This window comes from Streptomyces milbemycinicus (genome assembly GCF_002154605.1).
In the GTDB taxonomy this organism is placed as follows: Bacteria; Actinomycetota; Actinomycetes; order Streptomycetales; family Streptomycetaceae; genus Streptomyces; species Streptomyces milbemycinicus.
Map to the genome: position 1 here is coordinate 1 of NZ_MUNE01000157.1, position 17,812 is coordinate 17,812.

Below are 17,812 nucleotides of genomic sequence, written 5' to 3' on the forward strand. Positions count from 1 at the left end.
TCGAAGTGCTGGCCCTCGGCCACGGCAGCGAGTGGTCCGGGCAGCGCGGCATCGAGACCGCGCTCGGCGCCCGGCTGCGCCACCGGGGCCACCGGGCCGTACGGGACGGGCAGGACGAGCGCGACGGACAGGGCTGGCATCGGCTGACGATCGACCTCCACGACCCGGACACCGGCCTGACCGCCGAGGTCCGGCTCTCCTCCCCCGACGGGCTGCCGGTGCTGCGCGCCGAGGTCCGGCTCACCAACGAGGGCACCGCCCCGCTGACCGTCCAGGCCGTCACCAGCCTCACCCTCGGCGGGCTCCCCTCCCCCGACACGCTCGATGTGCACCTGGCCCGCAACGACTGGCTCGCCGAATGCCGTTGGGCGAGCGAACCCCTGCGCACCCGGATCGTCGACCTCAGCCGGGACGCCCACCAGCACGACAGCCGCGCCGCCCTCGCCCTCCACAGCCGCGGCGGCTGGCCGTCCGACGGCCATCTGCCCATGGGCGCGCTGACCGACCGCACCACCGGCGACGCATGGCTGTGGCAGATCGAGTCGCCGACCGGCTGGCGGTGGGAGACCGGGGAGCGGGCCCACGGTACGTACGCCGCGCTCCACGGGCCGACCGACGCCGAGCACCAGTGGCGCGAACGGCTCGCCCCCGGCGCGTCGTTCACCACCGTCCCCGCCGCGCTGGCGCTCGCCCGGGGCGGCGGCCTCGACGAGGCCCTGGCCCACCTCACCGCCTACCGCCGCGCCACCCGCCGCCCGCACCCCGACCACACCACCCTGCCCGTGGTGTTCAACGACTACATGAACACCCTCATGGGCGACCCCACCACCGAGCGCCTGCTGCCGCTGATCGACGCCGCCGCCGAGGCCGGGGCGGAGTACTTCTGCATCGACTCCGGCTGGTACGACGACGACGCACAGGGCTGGTGGGACAGCGTCGGCGCCTGGCAGCCCTCGGCCCGCCGCTTCCCCGGCGGCGGCATCCAGGCCGTACTGGACCACATCCGCTCCCGCGGCATGGTCCCGGGGCTGTGGCTGGAGCCCGAGGTCGTCGGCGTACGCAGCCCCGTCGCCGCCGAACTGCCCGCCGACGCCTTCTTCCAACGCGACGGGATCCGCCTCGTCGAACACGGCCGCCACCACCTCGATCTGCGCCACCCGGCCGCCCGCGCCCACCTCGACAAGACCATCGACCGCATCGCCGGCGAATGGGGCGTCGGCTACCTCAAGCTCGACTACAACATCAGCGTGGCGCCGGGCACCGACTGGCACCCCGAAACCGGCCGCACCGCCCCCGGCGCGGGCCTCCTCGCCCACGCCCGCGCCTACCAGGACTGGCTGGCCGCCACGCTCGACCGCCACCCCGGGCTCGTCATCGAGAACTGCGCCTCGGGCGGGATGCGCATGGACTGGTCCTCGGTGGCCCTCACCCAACTCCAGTCCACCAGCGACCAGCAGGACCCGCTCCGCTACCCGCCCATCGCCGCCTCGGCGCCCACGGCGGTGCCACCGGAGCAGGGCGCGGTATGGGCCTACCCGCAGCCCGAATTCACCGACGACGAGATCGACTTCACTCTCGCGGGCGCCCTGCTGGGCCGCATCCACCTCTCCGGCCACCTCGACCGGATGTCACCGCGGCAGCTGGCCCGGGTGCAGTGGGCCATCGCGGCGTACCGGCGGCTGCGGGGCGATCTGGCCACCGGGGTGCCGTTCTGGCCGCTGGGGCTGCCGGGGTGGGACGACGCCTGGGTGGCGCTGGGGGTGCGCAGCGGTGAGACGGCCTATGTGACGGTATGGCGCCGGGAAGGCGGCCCGGCGGAGTGCACGCTGCCGCTCGGGCACTTGGCGGGCCGTCCGGCGGAGGTCGAGGTGCTGCACCCGGCCGCCGCCTCGGGCGCCGAGGCTCGGTGGGACGCGGGGCAGGGCGAGTTGATGGTGACCTTGCCGCGTACGCCGATGGCGCTGCTGGTCCGGCTGACGCCCGCCGACCCCGCCGACCAGGCCGTGTTTTAGAAGTCGGTGACCAGGACGGCGCATGCCCCATCGGGCACGGCCGGTCACAGCCACTCGCACGCGACGCGTCGGCCGACCGACCGACGCGTCAGTCGTGGGCGGCTCCGAACCGGACCGACGTTCGACGCGTCAGTCGCCCCCACCACCCCCACCGCCACAGCCGCTCCCGCAGGAGGCATGGCCGCCGCCGGAGTGGGATCCCCAGTCCGACACCGAATCCGAGGCCGAGGCAGAGTCCGAGACGGAGTCCATTTCGCGGTCGTACTCGTCATCGTCCTCGATGGCCTCGCCCATACGGACCAGGCTCGCACCGAGCCCGTCCTGATATGGCGTGGCCTCCCTGACGGCCGTGCGCAGGCGCTCGTCCTGAACGGCGGCAAGGCCGTCGAAGACGTACTTGGGAAGCGCCTCCTCCCTGGCCGACTCCAACACCCGCTCGCCCGCAGGCGTGAGACGCTGCCTGGAGCGGCCGAGAAGGCCGTACGAAGCGAGCTGGCGCCCGATCTTCTTCATCTCGGGGCCGTACCGCACCTCCGCGACCGCGGAGTACGCGTCCTTCCCCACCGGGTGGCACTGCTTGATGAGTGCGCGCTCGATCGGGTGGTCGGCCGGATCCCCCGCCCTGAGGGCCCGCACCCTGGAGCCGATGAACTTGATGGCGCCGCGCTCGCGCAGCTCGATCAGGGCGGTCCGGGCCACGCGCCGTGGCCCGCCCGCCAAGTAAGCGATGTCGTAGATGTCCAGTGTCCGTGGCGCCGCCGAGTCGCGGCGCCGGAATATCGTCCGCACAGGAATGCCCCCGTCCATCCCGCTGATTCCCGTACTGCCAGTATTGTCCGGCTGATGTACCGTCAACCCGGGTCGCCATCACTTCAGAGCCAGACTTGAGGTTGGCGGCCGCACCCGGCCCCATCAGCTCATCAACCCCGGCTCAGGAGGCGCGTCGTGACACCTGACATGCGTGACGACGAACCGAAGTTCAACCTGATCGAAAATGAGACCTACGAAGACGCGGTCCAGCGGCGTGTCGAAGCTATGGACGCGCTCGGCGAATACGTTCCGCCCTCGTCCTACGAACTTTTCCTCAAGCGACGGAAGCGGAAGCCTGACTCCGCAGCCTGATGCCCCCGATCGTCGTCTTCATGTTGCGGCGCAGTTGGTCCAGCCGCCCCTGGGGGATCGCCGTGGCGTTGGCGGGGTCGGCGCGTACGGCCGCCTGGGCTCCGCTGTCGCCCGGGCCGTGCGTGGACAACTGGCGGACCACCGTCTGGTCGGGCCGCACAGCGGGGCGCAGGCGGTAGCGCCAGGTGGCGAAGGGCTCGTGGGTTTCCGGGTCGCCGCCGTATACGTCCCAGCCGAACACGTATGGCGGATCGGCGGCGTTGACCACACACAGCACCTGCGCACCAAGCCGTTCGGAAACCGGTTACAGGCTTCGTACCGCGCGCCGACCACCGGTGCGGTCCAGCCGTCCAGCCAGGCCGCGTAGGTGCACTCCGGGCTCCACTCGCCGAGGAGAAGGAAGGTGCCGGTGCCGGGGCCGATGAGCCCGTCGTAGAAGCCGACGGCGAGGATCGCCGCCAGGACGCGCTGCCTGGTCAGGGGCTCCACAGGGGCCGGGGCGGTGCAGGCCCCGCCCGGGTACGGGTTCGATCTGCCGGCCGGTCATGACAACCCCCGCACACCCGCGGTGGGCGGGCAGAAAGGTGGGGAGCGTCAGGCCAGCGCGTGTCCGTACCGGGCACTGAGCGATGCGAGGTCCGGCTCACCGAACCGGGCGCGCAGGGCGTGGAATGCGGCGACCTTCTCCGTGCCGAACCGGACCACGTGCGCGGCATACGTGTCGAAGGAGACGAACGCCGGAGGAGTGGTCTTCGTGTGGAACTTGTCCGCGTACATCACCAGCTGTTCCTCTCCGGTCTCCGCCACGTAGTCGGCCACCGGCAGAGGCAGTTCCTGCCGCTCGACGTCGTCCCGCGTGAGCCCGACGCCCGTGTGCAGGAACAGAAGCGACACAGCCGCTCGGGGAAGCCCTCCTGGCACAGGATCGTGTGCCCGAGCACCCCGTGGCGGATGTAGTCGCCGACCCGGAGTCGGCCCCCGTCGTCGTAGAGCCGGTAGACGCCGATGTCGTGGAGAAAGGCACCCGCGCGGACGAGGTCGGAGTCGAGCCGGTGGCCGTCGGCGGCCAGCAGCTGCTCAGCGACTTTCCAGACGATCTCGCAGTGCGTGTACACGAGCTCGAACGCTTCCCGCGTCGGCGCGTACTTCTCGTGCAGCGCCCGCATGTCGTCGACCGTAGGCAGGATCACGGCGGGAGCGTAGCAACCTCGGCTCGCAAGCCCCTGACCTGCCTTTGCCCACTGCATCCGATACGCGGCTCCGCCGCGTGCGGAGCTTCGCCGCGGACCCCTGGGCCGGAGCCGCATATCGAGACAGCAGGGAAGGGGTGGGGCTGCGGAATGTCCCACCGGACGGGTCCTGGGCCGCCCGTGTCGCCCAAGAGCCCGCGGGGCTATGCCGGCTCGGTCCGCACCCGGCCGACGTCGCAGACCATCGCCCCGATCGTCGTCTTCATATTGCGGCGCAGCTGATCCAACCGCCCCTGCAAGATCGCCGTGGCGTTGGCGGGGTCGGCGCGTACAGCCGCCCGGGCTCCGCTGTCGCCCGGACCGTGCGTGAACGACTGGCGGACCACCGTCTGGTCGGGCCGCACGGCGGGGCGCAGGTTGTAGCGCCAGGTGGCGAAGGGTTCGTGGGTTTCCGGGTCGCCGCCGTACACGTCCCAGCCGAACGCGTACGGCGGATCGGCGGCGGTGACCACGCACAGCACGTGCGTGACCAAGCCGTTCGGGAATCGATTGCGGGCTTCGTACCGCGCGCCGACCTGCGGTGCGGTCCAGCCGTCCAGCCAGGCCGCGTAGGTGCACTCCGGGCTCCACTCGCCGAGGCGCGAGAGGTCCGTGATCGCGGCCCAGAGCTCGTCGACGGTCAGGTCGACGAGCAGTTCCACCTCGGTGTGGGCGCCGGTGACTCCATAGTCCTCATCCATGCCTGGGTAGACCGGCCGGGCGCCGAAAACTCATCGCGGCCCGGCGCTGGGTCAGAGCGGCGTGGGGTCACAGGACCGCCGTACCGCGCAGGCAGGTGGTCGTCGCTCCGCCGACCCAGACGGTCCCGTCGGGGTCGGCGGTGATGGTGATCTCTCCGGCCCGGCCGAGCCGCGCGCCCTGGGAGACCTTGTAGCCGGCCGGGGCCGCGCCGGTGCTGGTCAGCCACTGGCCGACCGAGGCGTTCATGCTGCCGCAGACCGGATCCTCGGCCACCCCGACGCGGGGAGCGAAGGTGCGCAGCTCGAACGCGTGCTCCGCGCCCGGCGGGTATGCGCCGATCGCGCCCACCATGGCCGTCGGGATCCGCGACAGGTCGGGCTCCAGGCTCAGCACCTCCTCGGCGGTGGCGAGCCGGACGACCGCCCAGCCGGGGCCGTTGTCGACCCACTGGTGGGCGAGCACCTGGTCGCGGTCGATGCCGAACGCCGTGACGACCTGCTCCAGATACTCCTGCTCCAGTTCACCGGTGCGCCGGGTGGGCGGGGCGGCGAACGACAAGATGCCCTCGCCGCGGCGCACCTCGACCAGCCCGGCCGCGCACTCCTGCACGATGCGGTCACCGCGGCGGGGGCTCCCGCCCTGTTCGAGCCAGGCGTGGGCGGAGCCGAGCGTGGGATGGCCGGCGAACGGAAGCTCGCCGCCGGGGGTGAAGATCCGCAGCCGGTAGTCCGCGTCCGGGGTCGAGGGCGGCAGCACGAACGTCGTCTCCGACAGGTTCGTCCAGCGGGCGAGGCGCTGCATCGCCTGGTCGTCCAGGTCGGCCGCGTCGAACACGACGGCCACCGGGTTCCCGAGGTAGGGGGTCGAGGAGAACACATCGACCTGTGCGAACGGACGTGAGCGCGGCACGGTCATCGAGGGGCCTTTCACGAGCGGCGGAAGCGGTTCCCGAGCGCCACAGGCGCGTGTGCGGGAACCTGTCCCATCCCACCCCATGCCCCCGCGTCCGGACAGAGCCACCTGCCACAAATTGGACTGCGACCGATCAGTTTTGGAGAAGCCACGCACGTCAGCGGCTCCCTAAGATCGAAATCGCCCCGCAGAACACCAGAACAGCAGAACAGCGGGGACACCGACCGGAGGGAGACCGTAATGAGCGACACCGAGTTCACGGCCGAGGAGCGCGCCGCGATGAAGGAGCGTGGCCGGGAGGTGAAGGCGGCTCGCCGAGGCTCCGCCAAGGCGGACGGCACGAGCGAGGTGCTGGCGAAGATCGCCGAGATGGAGGCGGACGACCGCGCCCTCGCCGAGCGGATCCACGCCGTCGTCACGGCGGCGGCGCCGGAGCTCACGCCCAAGCTGTGGTACGGGATGCCCGCCTATGCGAAGGGCGGCAAGGTGCTCTGCTTCTTCCAGTGCTCCGCGAAGTTCAAGGCCCGCTACTCCACCCTTGGCTTCAGCGACCAGGCGCACCTGGACGAGGGCGCGATGTGGCCGTCCTCGTACGCGCTGACCGGGGAGTTGACGGCCGGCGACGAGGCGCGGATCTCCGAGCTGGTGAAGCGCGCGGTGAGCTGAGGCATCAGGCTGCCAGCCACTGGTCGTACGCCAGCTTGCAGACCAGCGAGACCACGACGACCACCAGCACCCCCCGTACGAACCCGCTCCCCCGCTTGAGCGCCATCCGCGCGCCCAGCATCCCGCCGCCCAGGTTGAAGAGCGCGAGCAGCGCCGCCATGCGCCACAGGACCGTGCCCTGGATGGCGAAGGTGACCAGCGCGCCGAAGTTGGTGCAGACGTTGACGACCTTGGCCGTGGCGGAGGCTGTGACCAGGTTCATATGGAGGGCGGCGACCAGGGCGATGACGAGGAAGGTGCCGGTGCCGGGGCCGATGAGGCCGTCGTAGAAGCCGATGCCGAGGCCGATGGCGAGGATCGCGGCCAGGACGCGCTGCCTGGTCAGGGGCTCCGCGGGGGCCGGGGCGGTGCCGAAGGCCGGGCGGAGCAGGACGAACGCGAGGACGGCCAGCAGGACCACCATGATCAGCGGGCGCAGGACGGCGCTGTTGATGCCGGAGGCGAAGAAGGCGCCCGCGAGGGAGCCGGCGACGGCGGCGGCGCCGATGCGCGTGGCGAGCCGCATGTCGAGCGGGGTCTTGCGGGTGTAGGTGATGGCGGCACCGGTCGTGCCGACGATGGCGATCGCCTTGTTGGTGCCGAGGATGTAGGTGGGCTGGAAGTGCGGCAGTCCGACCAGCATGGCGGGCAGCAGCAGGAGGCCCCCGCCTCCTACTACGGCGTCGATCCAGCCCGCGCCGGCCGCGGCCAGGCAGAGCAGGAGCAACGTCACCAGCGGTATGTCAGGCATGGCCAGCAGCCTAGCCAGTGCGATGCGCCAGAAATCTTGCGGTCTGGTTCCGCTCTGTTGTATCGGCGCTTGGCCCGACCTTGGATGGTGCGTGCCGCCCTGCCGGCGCTTACCGACGGTGCTCGCCCTTCTCGTACGGAGCGGGGACGGGGAAGTACGCGTCGAGGAACGGCCCGAGCAGTGCCTGTTGTGCGTCGATGTCCTGCTCGCCGGAGACGGTGTCGTTGAGACAGAACACCTGGCGGTCCCGGCGCGCCAGCAACTTGGCGAACCGTGTCGCGGTGTCCGGGTGTGACAGGTCCAGGTAGGCGTAGCGGAGGCTGCCGGGGACCGCGCGGGCCGTGTGGAAGGCGTAGTAGTGGTGGAGCGAGGAGGCGATGGACAGATCGTCCATGCTGCGGAACGAGTTGCCCGCGGTAGCCCGGTGGCGGTCGGCGAAGACGGTCTCGATCTCTTCCAGGACGCTGCGCCGCAGCGGGTGCGGAGTGTGCTTCATCTTCTGGGTGATCACGGAGCCGAACCGGGTCCGGAGCAGGGCCCGGTTGTTCTTCCCGGCGACCGAGACCGGCACGTCCTCTGTGGACGGCTCGCCGGGCGGGATCAGCGCGGGGGAGGGGAAGAACTTGGTCAGCCCATTGGCGTGGAAGAAGTCCTGCGGGGTGGCGGGCCGGCCGAGGAAGACGTCGTCGTTGAAGTAGAGGAAGTGCTCGGACAGACCGTCTATGTGGTGCAGTTGGCTCTCGATGGCGTGCGAGTTGAAGGTCGGCAGCACGCTCGGGTCGGTGAAGATCTCCTTGTGGCTGACCACCTGGAGCCCCGGGGCACCGGGGTCGAGCCAGGACGGTATCTGGTCGTCGGTCACCAGGAACACGGTGCGGACCCACGGCGCGTTCTGGTGCAGGGAACGCAGTGAGTAGCGCAGCTCGTCGCGGCTGATGAACCGCGCCGCGTTCGCGGCCTCCTCGTGGTACGCCTGCCCCGCTGCCTCGGCCCGGCGGCGCAGCCAGGCCGGGTCCTGGCCGTCGACCCAGGTGTAGACCACGTCGACGGGGAACCGGATGTCGTCGGGCCGGGGCGCGGTGAACTCCCGGCGGGTGCGCACCTCGGGCAGCGGGCGGCCCGCGGGCGGCGCGAGCCGGGTGAACACCGAGTCGGAGATCCGCTGCGGCGCGTCGCAGCGGGGCACCTGATCGGCCACCCGGTTCGGGCGGGGAGCGAGTAGCCGGTCTCCGTCCGCCGGCCAGAACTCCACGTCACAGCCGTGTTCGGGGCCCAGCACCAGTCGGCCGGTGGGGTCGCTGTGGTACCAGGTCATGCGGATCACCTCCGCCGTGGCGAGCTGCTGCCAGGAGGCGGCGGCGAAGCCGGGCGCGGAGGAGCGGGGCGTACGGGTCCGCCCGTCCATGGCGGAGACATAGCCGGGCAGGCTCGCGCAGAGTTCGGCCAGGGCCTGGTGGACACGGAGGCGGTCCTCGGCCGGTGCCGCGACGACGGCGGAGCCGTCCCGGCCGCCGCGTACACAGAAGTAGTCCACGTGCGCCGCGTCCAGGGCCCGGCACACCGCGGCCAGGTTGTCGCCGCGCGCCTGCAACGGCGAGACGGCCTGACCGACCAGGGCGACCTTGGGGACGCCCCGCACGCTGTGCAGCGCCCGGTCCGGGCCGGTGAGCAGGTCCTTGAGGCGTCGCAGTTCGCGGGCGGCCCGTACCCGGCCCACGCCGGACGCGGGCGTCGGGACGGCGGCAAGGCGCCGCTTGACCTGTCTGCGCACCTCGGGGGAGAACCGCTGGGCGAGCGCTCGGCGGGTGCTCACCGGCAGACTCCGCCGGTAGACGCCGACCCACCAGGACGTCTCGGGGTTCTGCCGGACGAGCGCCGCCGCGTGGGCGCTCCACGGCGAGTCCTCGGACGGCGCCGCCGCATCCTGCGCAGATTGCCTCTTCACGTGTCCCGACCTCTCGAAATGATCTGCGTGTGGGACCGGGTCAGACGCCGGCGTCGACGGAACCGCAGAAGACACAGGTGTGGAAGCCGTCCCCCGAGGCCTCCGACAGCCGTGTCCGGCCACAGTCGTCGCAATGGCGGACGGGCCAGCCCTCCGCTTCGCCGAATACGTCGTCGGCCGACGCGGGGAACCCCGTCCCGAGCCGGACCCGGCTGGCCAGACGGGTCAGCGCGGCCATCGAGTGGCGGAAGACGAACACCGCGGGCACCTTTCGTCGCACAGACCGGTCACCGTTACTTGCCTGACGGGAGGAAAAGCGTTCGCGGGCACCACCGGACGGACTCAGGCCCGGAACCGCCGGCTACCCCCCGGGGCCGGCGGTTCCGTCGTGGGGCCCGCGGCGGCGCGCTACTTCGCCGTCGGGGTCGCTCGGACGATCAGGACACGGCATTTCTTGATCGGGTACTTCTTCCAGGCCTGGTTGGTGCCCTTGACCACAAGGATCTGGCACGGCTTGCCCGGCTTGTCCGGGAAGCTCGGGAAGGGGCACTTCATCGTGCGGATCGGCCCGTCGGTGATGGTCTCCACCGCAATCAGCTTTCCGGGCTTGTCGGTCTTGGCCGCCTCGGTGACCTTGGTGACCTTGGTGGCCTCGGCACCCTGGAGCGCCTTGTCGAGCTCGACGGCCTTGGCGGCCGGGACGGGCTTGCCGGGTGTGACCACGCAGAGCTTGATCGCCTTGGTCGAGATCAACGCGTCGGCGCTCGCCATCGCGGCGGTGTGCGACGGGCCGGCGGCCGAGGCGGAGGCCGTGGCCCCCAGCGTCAGGACGCCGACCGCCGCGGCGAGCGCGACGCCTCGGCGCTTGGTGGCGGTGGAGCTGGAGCGAGTCACAAGTGTCTCCTCTACACAGGGGAATTGGACCCGGCGGACTCCCGGTCCGTCGGTGCACCCACCGTGGCGTACGGACGCTGAGTCCTCGCTGAAGGCGCTTCAGCGGGGACTCAGCTCGTGCGTGCCATGCTGCTCCCGTGCGCATTCTCGTGGTGGAAGACGACGCCCGGCTCCGCGAACTCCTCAAGGAAGGCCTGGAGCAGGAGGGTTTCACCGTCGAGACGGCCGGCGACGGGCGCGATGGCCTGGCGCTCGCTCGGGGCACCGAGTACGCGGCGATCGTGCTGGATGTGATGCTGCCCGGCCTGTCCGGCTATCAGGTCTGCTCCCGGCTGCGGGAGGCCGGAGTCTGGACGCCGATCCTGATGCTGACCGCCAAGGACGGCGAGTACGACGAGGCCGACGGACTCGACGTCGGCGCGGACGACTACCTGACCAAGCCGTTCTCCTACGTCGTGCTGATCGCGCGGGTGCGGGCCCTGGTGCGGCGCGGCGGCCTGGACCGGCCCGAGGTGCTGGAGCTGGGTGATCTGCGGCTGGAGCCGACGGCCCTGGCCTGTAGCCGAGGGAACGAGGGCATCACGCTCACGGCCAAGGAGTTCGCCGTACTGGAGTGTCTGGCCAGGCGCGCCGGACAGGTGGTCTCCAAGACCGAGATCGTGCACACCGTGTGGGACACCGCCTACGAGGGCGGGGCCAATCTCGTCGAGGTCTACATCAGAACCCTGCGCCGGAAGATCGACGTGCCGTACGGCAGGCAGGCGATCCGCACGATACGGGGCGCGGGATATCTGCTGGCCCGCGACGGGGGGTGACCGCGGCATGAGATCCATGAGCCCGCTGACCGGGATGAGTGTCCGCGCCAAGGCCACGTCGGCCGCCGTCGGCACCGTCGCCCTCGCCATAGCGTTGTGCATGCTGGCCCTATTGCTGGTCGTGCGGCAGAACCTGCGCGACAGCGCGGAGGCGGACGCCAAGCAGGCCGCCGTCAGCGTCGAGTACCAACTGACGAAATCCAGGAACCTGCCGCGCAAGACGCTGGTCGTCGTGCCCCAGCCGGTGACCATCAAGGACGCGGCGGGACGGGTGATCAGCTCCGGACGTCCGGTGGAAGCTCCGCTGGACAGCAAGGTGGAGTTCCGCGCAAACGCCTTCCCTGCCGTGAGGGTCCACACTCCGTACAGCGTGGACGTCGCCCCCTCGACCACCGCCCTCGACAACGCCACCCAGCTGCTGCTGCGCCAGGTCGCCCCCGCGGCGGCCGGGCTCGTGCTGTTGGTGGCCGCCCTCACCTGGCTGCTGGTCGGGCGCGCGCTGCGTCCGGTGGCCGCCATACGGGAGGAGTTCACCGAGATCACCGAGCGCGATCTGCACCGCCGGGTCCCGGTGTCCAAGGCGCGCGACGAGATCTCCCGGCTGGCGCGGACAATGAACGCCACACTGGACCGGCTGCATCAGGCCATGACCCGGCAGCGCCAGTTCGTCGCGGACGCCTCCCACGAGCTGCGCAGCCCCATCGCGGCCGTACGGACCCAGCTCGAACTCGCCCTGGCCCGCCCCTCGCGGACGGACTGGCCGACCGCCGTGCACAAGGCCCTCCAGGACACCGAACGCCTCCAGGCCGTCGCCTCCGACCTGCTGCTGCTCGCCAGGCTCGACGCCCAGGAGGCGCCGCCCCGAGCCCCCGTGGACCTCGCGGCGCTGGCGGCCGAGGAGGTGCGGCGGCATCCCGGTACGGTGGTGGAGTACCCGGACGCGTCCGACGGGGACGCCCGGCCCGCCGCAGCCGTTGTCGTGCACGGCAGCCGCGTACAGCTCTCCCGGCTGCTCACCAACCTCACCGACAACGCCCGCAGACACGCGCGCACGACCGTCTCGGTCGGTGTCGCGGTCCGCGACGACATGGTCGAGCTCTCCGTGGACGACGACGGCCCCGGCATCCCCGAATCCGACCGTGAGCGCGTCTTCGAGCGCTTCACCCGGCTGGACGACGCCCGCGCCCGGCAGGACGGCGGCACCGGTCTCGGCCTCGCGATCGCCAAGGACATCGCGCACGCCCACGGCGGGATCCTGACCCTCCACACCAGCCCTCGGGGAGGGGTCCGGGTGCTGCTGCGGCTGCCGTGTGAGAAGAGACTTTGACAACTACCGGAACAGACTGATCGGTTGGTCAGTAGTATCTGCCCGTTCTTGGCCGCATCGCGGGTGGAGGTGTACGAAGGTGTTGTCGGAGACGGCGGGAGTCATCGCCGTCGCATCCGCGCTGCTGGCGCTGACGCTGCTGCTGGGCTCGTTATGGGTCGCCAGGCTGCGTACAGCGGTCGCAAAGGCGCGTACGGCGGCCGAGCGGGAGCGGGCGGCCGCCGCTGAGGCGCGGGCCGAAGCCGAGCGGGAACGGGCCGTCGCGGCCGAGCGCGGCGAGGAGGTGGCCCGGCTGTCCGCCGTACGGGCCGAGCTGGACGAGGCGGCCCGCCGGGAGCGGAATCTGCGCGACTCCGTCCAGGCGTCGTTCGAGTCCGTGGCCAGGAATATGCACGCCATGGCGGTGGTGCAGCAGCAGGTGCTCGACGGCCTGGAACAGCGCATCAGCGAGGCGGCCTTGATGGCCGAGGTGATGAAGGCCGACCACGCCGCGGCCCAGATGACCCGCAAGGCGCAGACTCTGATGGTGATGTGCGGGATCTGGCCCGCGCGGCGCGAGACCCGGCCGGTGACGCTGTTCGACTGTGTGCGCGGCGCGCAGTCACGGATCGTGGAGTTCGGGCGGGTCGATGTGCACGGCGGCCAGACGCTGTACGTGGTGGCGCCCGCGGTCGAGGGTCTGATGCATGCGATCGCCGAACTGCTGGAGAACGCCACGGTGTTCTCCCCCTCGCGCACCCAGGTCGCGGTCTCCATCCGGGAGGTCGCCGCGGGCGCGGTCGTCGAGATCGACGACGCGGGGCTCGGTATGCCGCCCGATGTGCTGGAGCAGGCCGTCGCCCAGCTCCGGGACGGCCTCGACCTGGCCGAGCTGGGGGCGGTGCCGCGGCTGGGGCTCGCATGTGTCGGGCGGTGGTCGCGGGAGCTGGGCTTCAGCGTGGAGCTGTCGACCGCCTCGGCGTACGGCGGGACGCGGGTGGTGGTCTTCGTACCGCACCGGCTGCTGGGCGGGGGCGCCGAGCCGGTCGTGGACGCGGAGCCGGTCGTCATCGAGCCCGTGACCGCCCCGGCCGCAGCCGCGCCCATCGGGACCGACTCCGGAGCCGATTCCGGAGCCGGGGCCGGGGCCGATTCCGGGCTGCCGCAGCGGCGCAACCGCCGCCGTACGAACCAGAAGACGCCCGGCGCCAAGGCGCCCGCCCCCGGAACCGGTTCCGGACCCGGTTCCGGTTCCGCCGCCCCCACCTGCGACCCGTGGACCCCCGAGGCCGCCCGCTCCTCCATTGCCAGCATCGTCTCCGGCACCCGTCGCGGGCGCGCGGAGGTGGCCGAGGCCGACCAACAGGACCGAGCAGATCGAGAAGGAGGCCGGTAGTGGCCGGAACCATATCCAGGCTGCCGGACGTTGGATGGATGCTGCGTCCGCTGACGCAGATCCCGGGCGTGCGACATGCCGTCGTCGTCTCGGAGGACGGTCTGCGCATGGGACACGGCTCCGCCGAGGGGCTGACCGGTGACGTGCCCCAACTGGACGTGGCGGAGGCCGAGTCGCTGGCCGCCGCCTGCGCGGCACTCACGGTGACCGGGCAGTCCACGGCGGCACTTTTATTCGGCGAAGACGCGGGGGTGCGGCAGCTGATGGTCGAGTCCGACAAGGGGTTCGTGCTGTTCACCTCGGCCGGCCAGGGGGCGTCTCTGGGCGTGGCCACCGATATGAAAGCGGATGTCGGTCTGGTGGCCCAGCAGATGCAGTTACTCGTGGCGAAAATCGGGGCCCATCTGAGCAGCCGTCCTCGGGAGTCGATGACCTCGACGTCATGAACGAGCCCCGCGAGGAACGGACCACCCCGGCCGTGCGGCCCTACGTGATCACACGTGGCCGCGCGGGTTCCTCACGGGACGAGCTGCCGTGGGAAACGCTCGTCATGGCCTCGGGAAGCGCGCCGCCCCCGGATCTCCAGCCGGAGTACCGGCGGATCGTCGACTTCTGTCAGGGTCTGCTGTCGGTGGCGGAGGTGGCCGCGCACCTCGGCCAGCCGCCGGCCGTGGTGCAGGTGCTGCTGGCAGATCTCATCGACTGGGGGCATATCGTGGCGCGCCCGCCCGTCCGGGCCGCCAAGCGTGCCGATAGGGACTTGCTGAGGAAGGTGCTCGATGGGCTTGAGAGCAAGCTCTGAGATCTCGGACGGAGCGGGCGGCGCGCACGGATCGGGCGCCGCGCACGGATCGGGCGCCGCGCACGGCGCGGAGGGCGCCGATGACAGGGACGGTGTACACGACGTGGACGGCGGCGTGGACGGCGGCGTGGACGACGAAGACGACGAGGGTGACGGGGACAAGATGGCCGACATGAACGACGCGGACGACTCGGCCGCCGCGGACGACGCCGACGATCTGGTCGGCACACCCGTCATGTATGTGCAGTCCAGCGTGTCCGGCGCGGCCAAGATCCTGGTCGTCGGACCCATGGGCGTCGGCAAGACCACGCTGATCGGCACCGTCTCGGAGATCAAGCCGCTGTCCACCGAGGCGACCATGACCCAGGCGGGCGCCCGGCTCGACACCGCCGTACGACCGTCCAAGATCACGACCACGGTGGCCCTGGACTTCGGCCGGATCACGCTCGGCGGCGAGTTGGTGCTCTATCTGTTCGGCACACCGGGGCAGCAGCGTTTTCTACCCGCGTGGAAGGACCTGGCGCGCGGCGCCCTGGGCGCGCTCGCACTCGTCGACACCCGCGATCTGGAGGCATCCTTCGACGCCATCGGGCATCTGGAGGACCTGGACGTCCCGTTCTCCGTCGCGGTCAACGCGTTCCCCGACAGCGTGCTGCACAGCGAGGACGATCTGCGCTCCGCGCTCGATCTGCTCCCCCACACCCCGCTGGTCATCTGCGACGCGCGGGAGCACAAGTCCTCGGTCCAGGCGCTGATCTCGCTGGTCTCCCACCTCATAGAGACCATCACGGAGGCGTCGTGACGGCGGATTGGGCGGATTGGGCGGATGGCGCGCTGCCGGCTCCGGTGCCGCTGTACGGGGCGGCGCCGGCCGGCGACATGCCCGCGCTGTACGAGCGGATGCGCCGCGACCACGGCCCGGTCGTGCCCGTCGCCATTGCGCCCGGCATCGAGGCGTGGCTGGTGCTCGGCCATCGCGAGCTGCTTCATCTGACCCGCGACGAGCAGCACTTCTCGCACGACCCCAGGCGCTGGACCCCGCTGCGCGACGGCCGGGTACCGCCCGACTCGCCGCTGATCCCGCTGGTCGGCTGGCGTCCGGCGCTGCTGTTCGCCGACGGCCAGCAGCACCGCCGGATGCGCTCGGCGGTCGCCGAGGCGCTGGGCCGGCTCGACGGGCACGAGCTGATCCGTATGGTGCGGTCCGCCGCCGAGCGGCTGATCGCCGGGTTCGCGGACCGGCGCAAGGCGGATCTGGTGCCGCAGTACGCGCGGCTGCTCCCGCTGCAGGTCGTCACCCAGATCCTGGGCCTCGACGAGGAGCGCGGGCCGCGGCTGGTCGAGGCCATCGCCGCCATCGTCAACCCCACCGCCGCCGCCACCGGCGCCAACCGGCGCATGGGCGGCATCCTGCTGGAGCTGATCGAGCAGAAGAAGCGGCAGCCGGGCGCGGATCTGACCTCCTGGCTGCTGGAGCACCCGGTCGGCCTCAGCGACCAGGAAGTGCTGCACAACCTCGTAGTGATCATCGTGGCGGGAAACCAGACGACCGTGAACTGGATCGCCGACACCGTACGGATCCTCCTCACCGACCCGGGCTTCCGCTCCTCGCTGGCCCGCGGCCACCTCACGGTCGACGACGCGCTGGACCTGGTGCTGTGGCGCCATCCGCCCACCGCCAACTTCCCCGGCCGCTACGCCACCCGCGATCTGCGCTTCGGCGGACAGCACATCCGCGCCGGGGACATGCTCATCCTGGGCCTGGCGGGGGCGAACGCCGACCCCGAGGTGCTGCCCGAGGACGGCCGTCCGGTCATCGGCAACCGCTCCCACCTCGCCTTCGGCGCCGGCCCGCACACCTGCCCGGCGCGGGACCCGGCGCGGCTGATCACCCGGACCGCCGTGGACACCCTCCGGCACCGGCTGCCCGATCTCGAACTCGCGGTGCCGGAGGACCAGTTGGCCTGGATCACCTCGCCCTGGTCGAAGAACCTGGCCGGGCTGCCGGTGCGGTTCACCGCCCCGCAGCTCGCGGCGGACGCGGCGGACTCGGCGGACGCGGCGGCGGCCGGCCACCCGGCAGACTCAGGAGACTTACGATGACCGACGCGACCGACGAGACTGACGCGACTGACGCGACTGACGCGACCGACGGCCAATGCCCCGTGCCGCACGCCGCCGCGCCGCACGCCGCCCAGGACCCGCACCGGCTGGACCCCACCGGGGCCGGTCAGCACGCGGTCAACGCACGGCTGCGGGAGCGCGGGGCCGCGGTCCCGGTCCTGCTGCCCGGCGATGTCACGGCCTACGCCATCACCCGCCACGAAGAGCTCAAGGACTTCACCACCCACCCCCAAGTCGCCAAGGACGCCTGCCACTTCGCCGCGCTGCGCGACGGTGAGATCCCGCCCGGCTGGCCGCTGGCGACCTTCGCCACCGTACGGGGCATGACCACCGCCGACGGCGCCGACCACAAGCGGCTGCGCTCCCTGGTCACCCGGGCGTTCACCCCGCGCCGGGTGGAGACGCTGCGCCCCGCCGTCGAAGAGCTGACCGCCGCCCTCCTCGACCGGCTGGCCGAGGCCGCCGCCGAAGCCCCCGACGGGGTGGTCGACCTGCGCCGCCACTTCGCGCTGCCGCTGCCCATGGGCGTGATCTGCCGGCTGCTCGGCGTCGGCCCCGAGCACCAGGACCGGCTGCACGCCCTCTCCAACGACATCGTCGGCACCCGCACCGCCCCCGAGCGGGCGCTGGCCGCCAACCGCGAGATGATCGCCATCCTGGGCCAGGTGGCCGCCGCGCGGCTGCGCTCGCCCGGCGACGACCTGACGAGTGCGCTGATAGCCGCCCACGAGGAAGACGGTGACCGGCTCAGCGAGGAAGAGCTCATCGGCACGCTGGTGCTGATGATCATCGCCGGGCACGAGACCACGCTCAACCTGATCACCAACGCCGTGCGTGCGCTGTGCGCCCACCGCGACCAGCTGGAGCTGGTGCGCTCCGGCGTCGGCGAGGCGTCCTGGGGCGATGTGGTCGAGGAGACCCTGCGCTACGACAGCCCCGTCAGCCTCTTCCCCTTCCGCTACCCGACCCGCGACCTGACCGTCGGCGACACGGTGATCCCCCAGGGCGCCCCCGTCCTCGTCTCGTACACCTCCGCCGGGCGCGACCCGCGCGCCCACGGCGCCGACGCCGACCGCTTCGACATCACCCGCCACACC

Annotated in this window: 18 protein-coding genes and 2 pseudogenes; 10 read left to right on the plus strand and 10 right to left on the minus strand. The window is 71.6% G+C overall.

The window, feature by feature from the left end; genetic code table 11:
* Positions 1 to 2,012: alpha-galactosidase (locus CCN51_RS14140; protein WP_107425983.1), on the plus strand; the 2,012-nt coding region annotated here is incomplete at its 5' end.
* Between the two features lie 129 nt (positions 2,013 to 2,141).
* On the opposite strand, the gene CCN51_RS14145 is transcribed toward CCN51_RS14140, so the two are convergent.
* From CCN51_RS14145 to CCN51_RS14165, 6 genes and pseudogenes are all read right to left on the minus strand, one after another.
* Positions 2,142 to 2,801: a TIGR04222 domain-containing membrane protein gene (locus CCN51_RS14145; protein ID WP_043491693.1), complete on the minus strand. Its 660-nt coding sequence runs from the start codon at positions 2,799 to 2,801 to the stop codon at positions 2,142 to 2,144.
* Positions 2,802 to 3,096: 295 nt separating this feature from the next.
* Positions 3,097 to 3,402, minus strand: a complete 306-nt coding sequence (locus CCN51_RS54315) for a hypothetical protein (RefSeq protein WP_014179909.1) — start codon at positions 3,400 to 3,402, stop codon at positions 3,097 to 3,099.
* 122 nt (positions 3,403 to 3,524) lie between these two features.
* Positions 3,525 to 3,638, minus strand: a pseudogene (locus CCN51_RS57325) (sulfite exporter TauE/SafE family protein); the annotation flags it as partial.
* Positions 3,639 to 3,728: 90 nt separating this feature from the next.
* Positions 3,729 to 4,300 (minus strand): annotated as a pseudogene (locus CCN51_RS14155) (HD domain-containing protein).
* 227 nt (positions 4,301 to 4,527) lie between these two features.
* Positions 4,528 to 5,064 (minus strand): SRPBCC family protein, encoded by a 537-nt coding sequence (locus tag CCN51_RS14160; protein WP_086859602.1) that lies wholly within the window; start codon positions 5,062 to 5,064, stop codon positions 4,528 to 4,530.
* A gap of 67 nt (positions 5,065 to 5,131) precedes the next feature.
* On the minus strand, positions 5,132 to 5,980 hold the full coding sequence (locus CCN51_RS14165) for a PhzF family phenazine biosynthesis protein (RefSeq protein ID WP_014179907.1): 849 nt from the start codon (positions 5,978 to 5,980) through the stop codon (positions 5,132 to 5,134).
* A 237-nt stretch (positions 5,981 to 6,217) separates the two neighbouring features.
* Between CCN51_RS14165 and CCN51_RS14170 the strand changes: the two genes are divergently transcribed.
* Complete coding sequence (locus CCN51_RS14170; protein ID WP_014179906.1) at positions 6,218 to 6,643, plus strand: iron chaperone; 426 nt, start codon at positions 6,218 to 6,220, stop codon at positions 6,641 to 6,643.
* 4 nt (positions 6,644 to 6,647) lie between these two features.
* Here CCN51_RS14170 and CCN51_RS14175 read toward each other — a convergent pair whose 3' ends face one another.
* The 4 genes from CCN51_RS14175 to CCN51_RS14190 all read right to left on the minus strand — a co-directional run bounded on the left by CCN51_RS14175 (position 6,648) and on the right by CCN51_RS14190 (position 10,272).
* On the minus strand, positions 6,648 to 7,433 hold the full coding sequence (locus tag CCN51_RS14175; RefSeq protein WP_043487662.1) for a sulfite exporter TauE/SafE family protein: 786 nt from the start codon (positions 7,431 to 7,433) through the stop codon (positions 6,648 to 6,650).
* 109 nt (positions 7,434 to 7,542) lie between these two features.
* Positions 7,543 to 9,378, minus strand: a complete 1,836-nt coding sequence (locus tag CCN51_RS59200; RefSeq protein WP_014179904.1) for a stealth family protein — start codon at positions 9,376 to 9,378, stop codon at positions 7,543 to 7,545.
* Positions 9,379 to 9,418: 40 nt separating this feature from the next.
* Positions 9,419 to 9,658, minus strand: a complete 240-nt coding sequence (locus CCN51_RS14185; protein WP_143675803.1) for a hypothetical protein — start codon at positions 9,656 to 9,658, stop codon at positions 9,419 to 9,421.
* 128 nt (positions 9,659 to 9,786) lie between these two features.
* Positions 9,787 to 10,272 (minus strand): hypothetical protein, encoded by a 486-nt coding sequence (locus tag CCN51_RS14190; protein ID WP_014179902.1) that lies wholly within the window; start codon positions 10,270 to 10,272, stop codon positions 9,787 to 9,789.
* A 137-nt stretch (positions 10,273 to 10,409) separates the two neighbouring features.
* Here CCN51_RS14190 and CCN51_RS14195 point away from each other — a divergent pair, with 137 nt between their 5' ends.
* From CCN51_RS14195 to CCN51_RS14230, 8 genes are all read left to right on the plus strand, one after another.
* Positions 10,410 to 11,087 (plus strand): response regulator transcription factor, encoded by a 678-nt coding sequence (locus tag CCN51_RS14195; RefSeq protein WP_014179901.1) that lies wholly within the window; start codon positions 10,410 to 10,412, stop codon positions 11,085 to 11,087.
* A gap of 7 nt (positions 11,088 to 11,094) precedes the next feature.
* A complete protein-coding gene (locus CCN51_RS14200) occupies positions 11,095 to 12,414 on the plus strand; it encodes a sensor histidine kinase (RefSeq protein ID WP_106436439.1) in 1,320 nt (439 codons plus the stop codon).
* Between the two features lie 79 nt (positions 12,415 to 12,493).
* Complete coding sequence (locus CCN51_RS14205) at positions 12,494 to 13,789, plus strand: ATP-binding protein (RefSeq protein WP_014179899.1); 1,296 nt, start codon at positions 12,494 to 12,496, stop codon at positions 13,787 to 13,789.
* Positions 13,789 to 14,235: a roadblock/LC7 domain-containing protein gene (locus CCN51_RS14210; protein WP_014179898.1), complete on the plus strand. Its 447-nt coding sequence runs from the start codon at positions 13,789 to 13,791 to the stop codon at positions 14,233 to 14,235. The genes CCN51_RS14205 and CCN51_RS14210 overlap by 1 nt, the downstream gene beginning before the upstream one ends.
* Positions 14,232 to 14,591, plus strand: coding sequence for a DUF742 domain-containing protein (locus tag CCN51_RS14215; RefSeq protein ID WP_014179897.1), 360 nt, complete (start codon positions 14,232 to 14,234; stop codon positions 14,589 to 14,591). Before CCN51_RS14210 ends, CCN51_RS14215 begins: the two co-directional genes overlap by 4 nt.
* A gap of 253 nt (positions 14,592 to 14,844) precedes the next feature.
* Entirely contained in the window at positions 14,845 to 15,393 is a 549-nt protein-coding gene (locus tag CCN51_RS14220) for a GTP-binding protein (protein WP_043491684.1), read from the plus strand.
* Positions 15,390 to 16,694, plus strand: a complete 1,305-nt coding sequence (locus CCN51_RS14225) for a cytochrome P450 (RefSeq protein ID WP_014179895.1) — start codon at positions 15,390 to 15,392, stop codon at positions 16,692 to 16,694. Before CCN51_RS14220 ends, CCN51_RS14225 begins: the two co-directional genes overlap by 4 nt.
* Positions 16,691 to 17,812, plus strand: a 1,122-nt coding sequence (locus CCN51_RS14230; protein WP_086859604.1) for a cytochrome P450 family protein, incomplete at its 3' end; no start/stop codon positions are given. The genes CCN51_RS14225 and CCN51_RS14230, both read left to right, overlap by 4 nt.

Excerpts from the sequence above, each read along its gene's own strand:
- CCN51_RS14160 (WP_086859602.1), bottom strand. The coding sequence starts at position 5,064 with ATGGATGAGGACTATGGAGTCACCGGCGCCCACACCGAGGTGGAACTG.
- CCN51_RS14165 (WP_014179907.1), bottom strand. The coding sequence starts at position 5,980 with ATGACCGTGCCGCGCTCACGTCCGTTCGCACAGGTCGATGTGTTCTCC.
- CCN51_RS14170 (WP_014179906.1), top strand. The coding sequence starts at position 6,218 with ATGAGCGACACCGAGTTCACGGCCGAGGAGCGCGCCGCGATGAAGGAG.
- CCN51_RS14175 (WP_043487662.1), bottom strand. The coding sequence starts at position 7,433 with ATGCCTGACATACCGCTGGTGACGTTGCTCCTGCTCTGCCTGGCCGCG.
- CCN51_RS14200 (WP_106436439.1), top strand. The coding sequence starts at position 11,095 with ATGAGATCCATGAGCCCGCTGACCGGGATGAGTGTCCGCGCCAAGGCC.
- CCN51_RS14215 (WP_014179897.1), top strand. The coding sequence starts at position 14,232 with ATGAACGAGCCCCGCGAGGAACGGACCACCCCGGCCGTGCGGCCCTAC.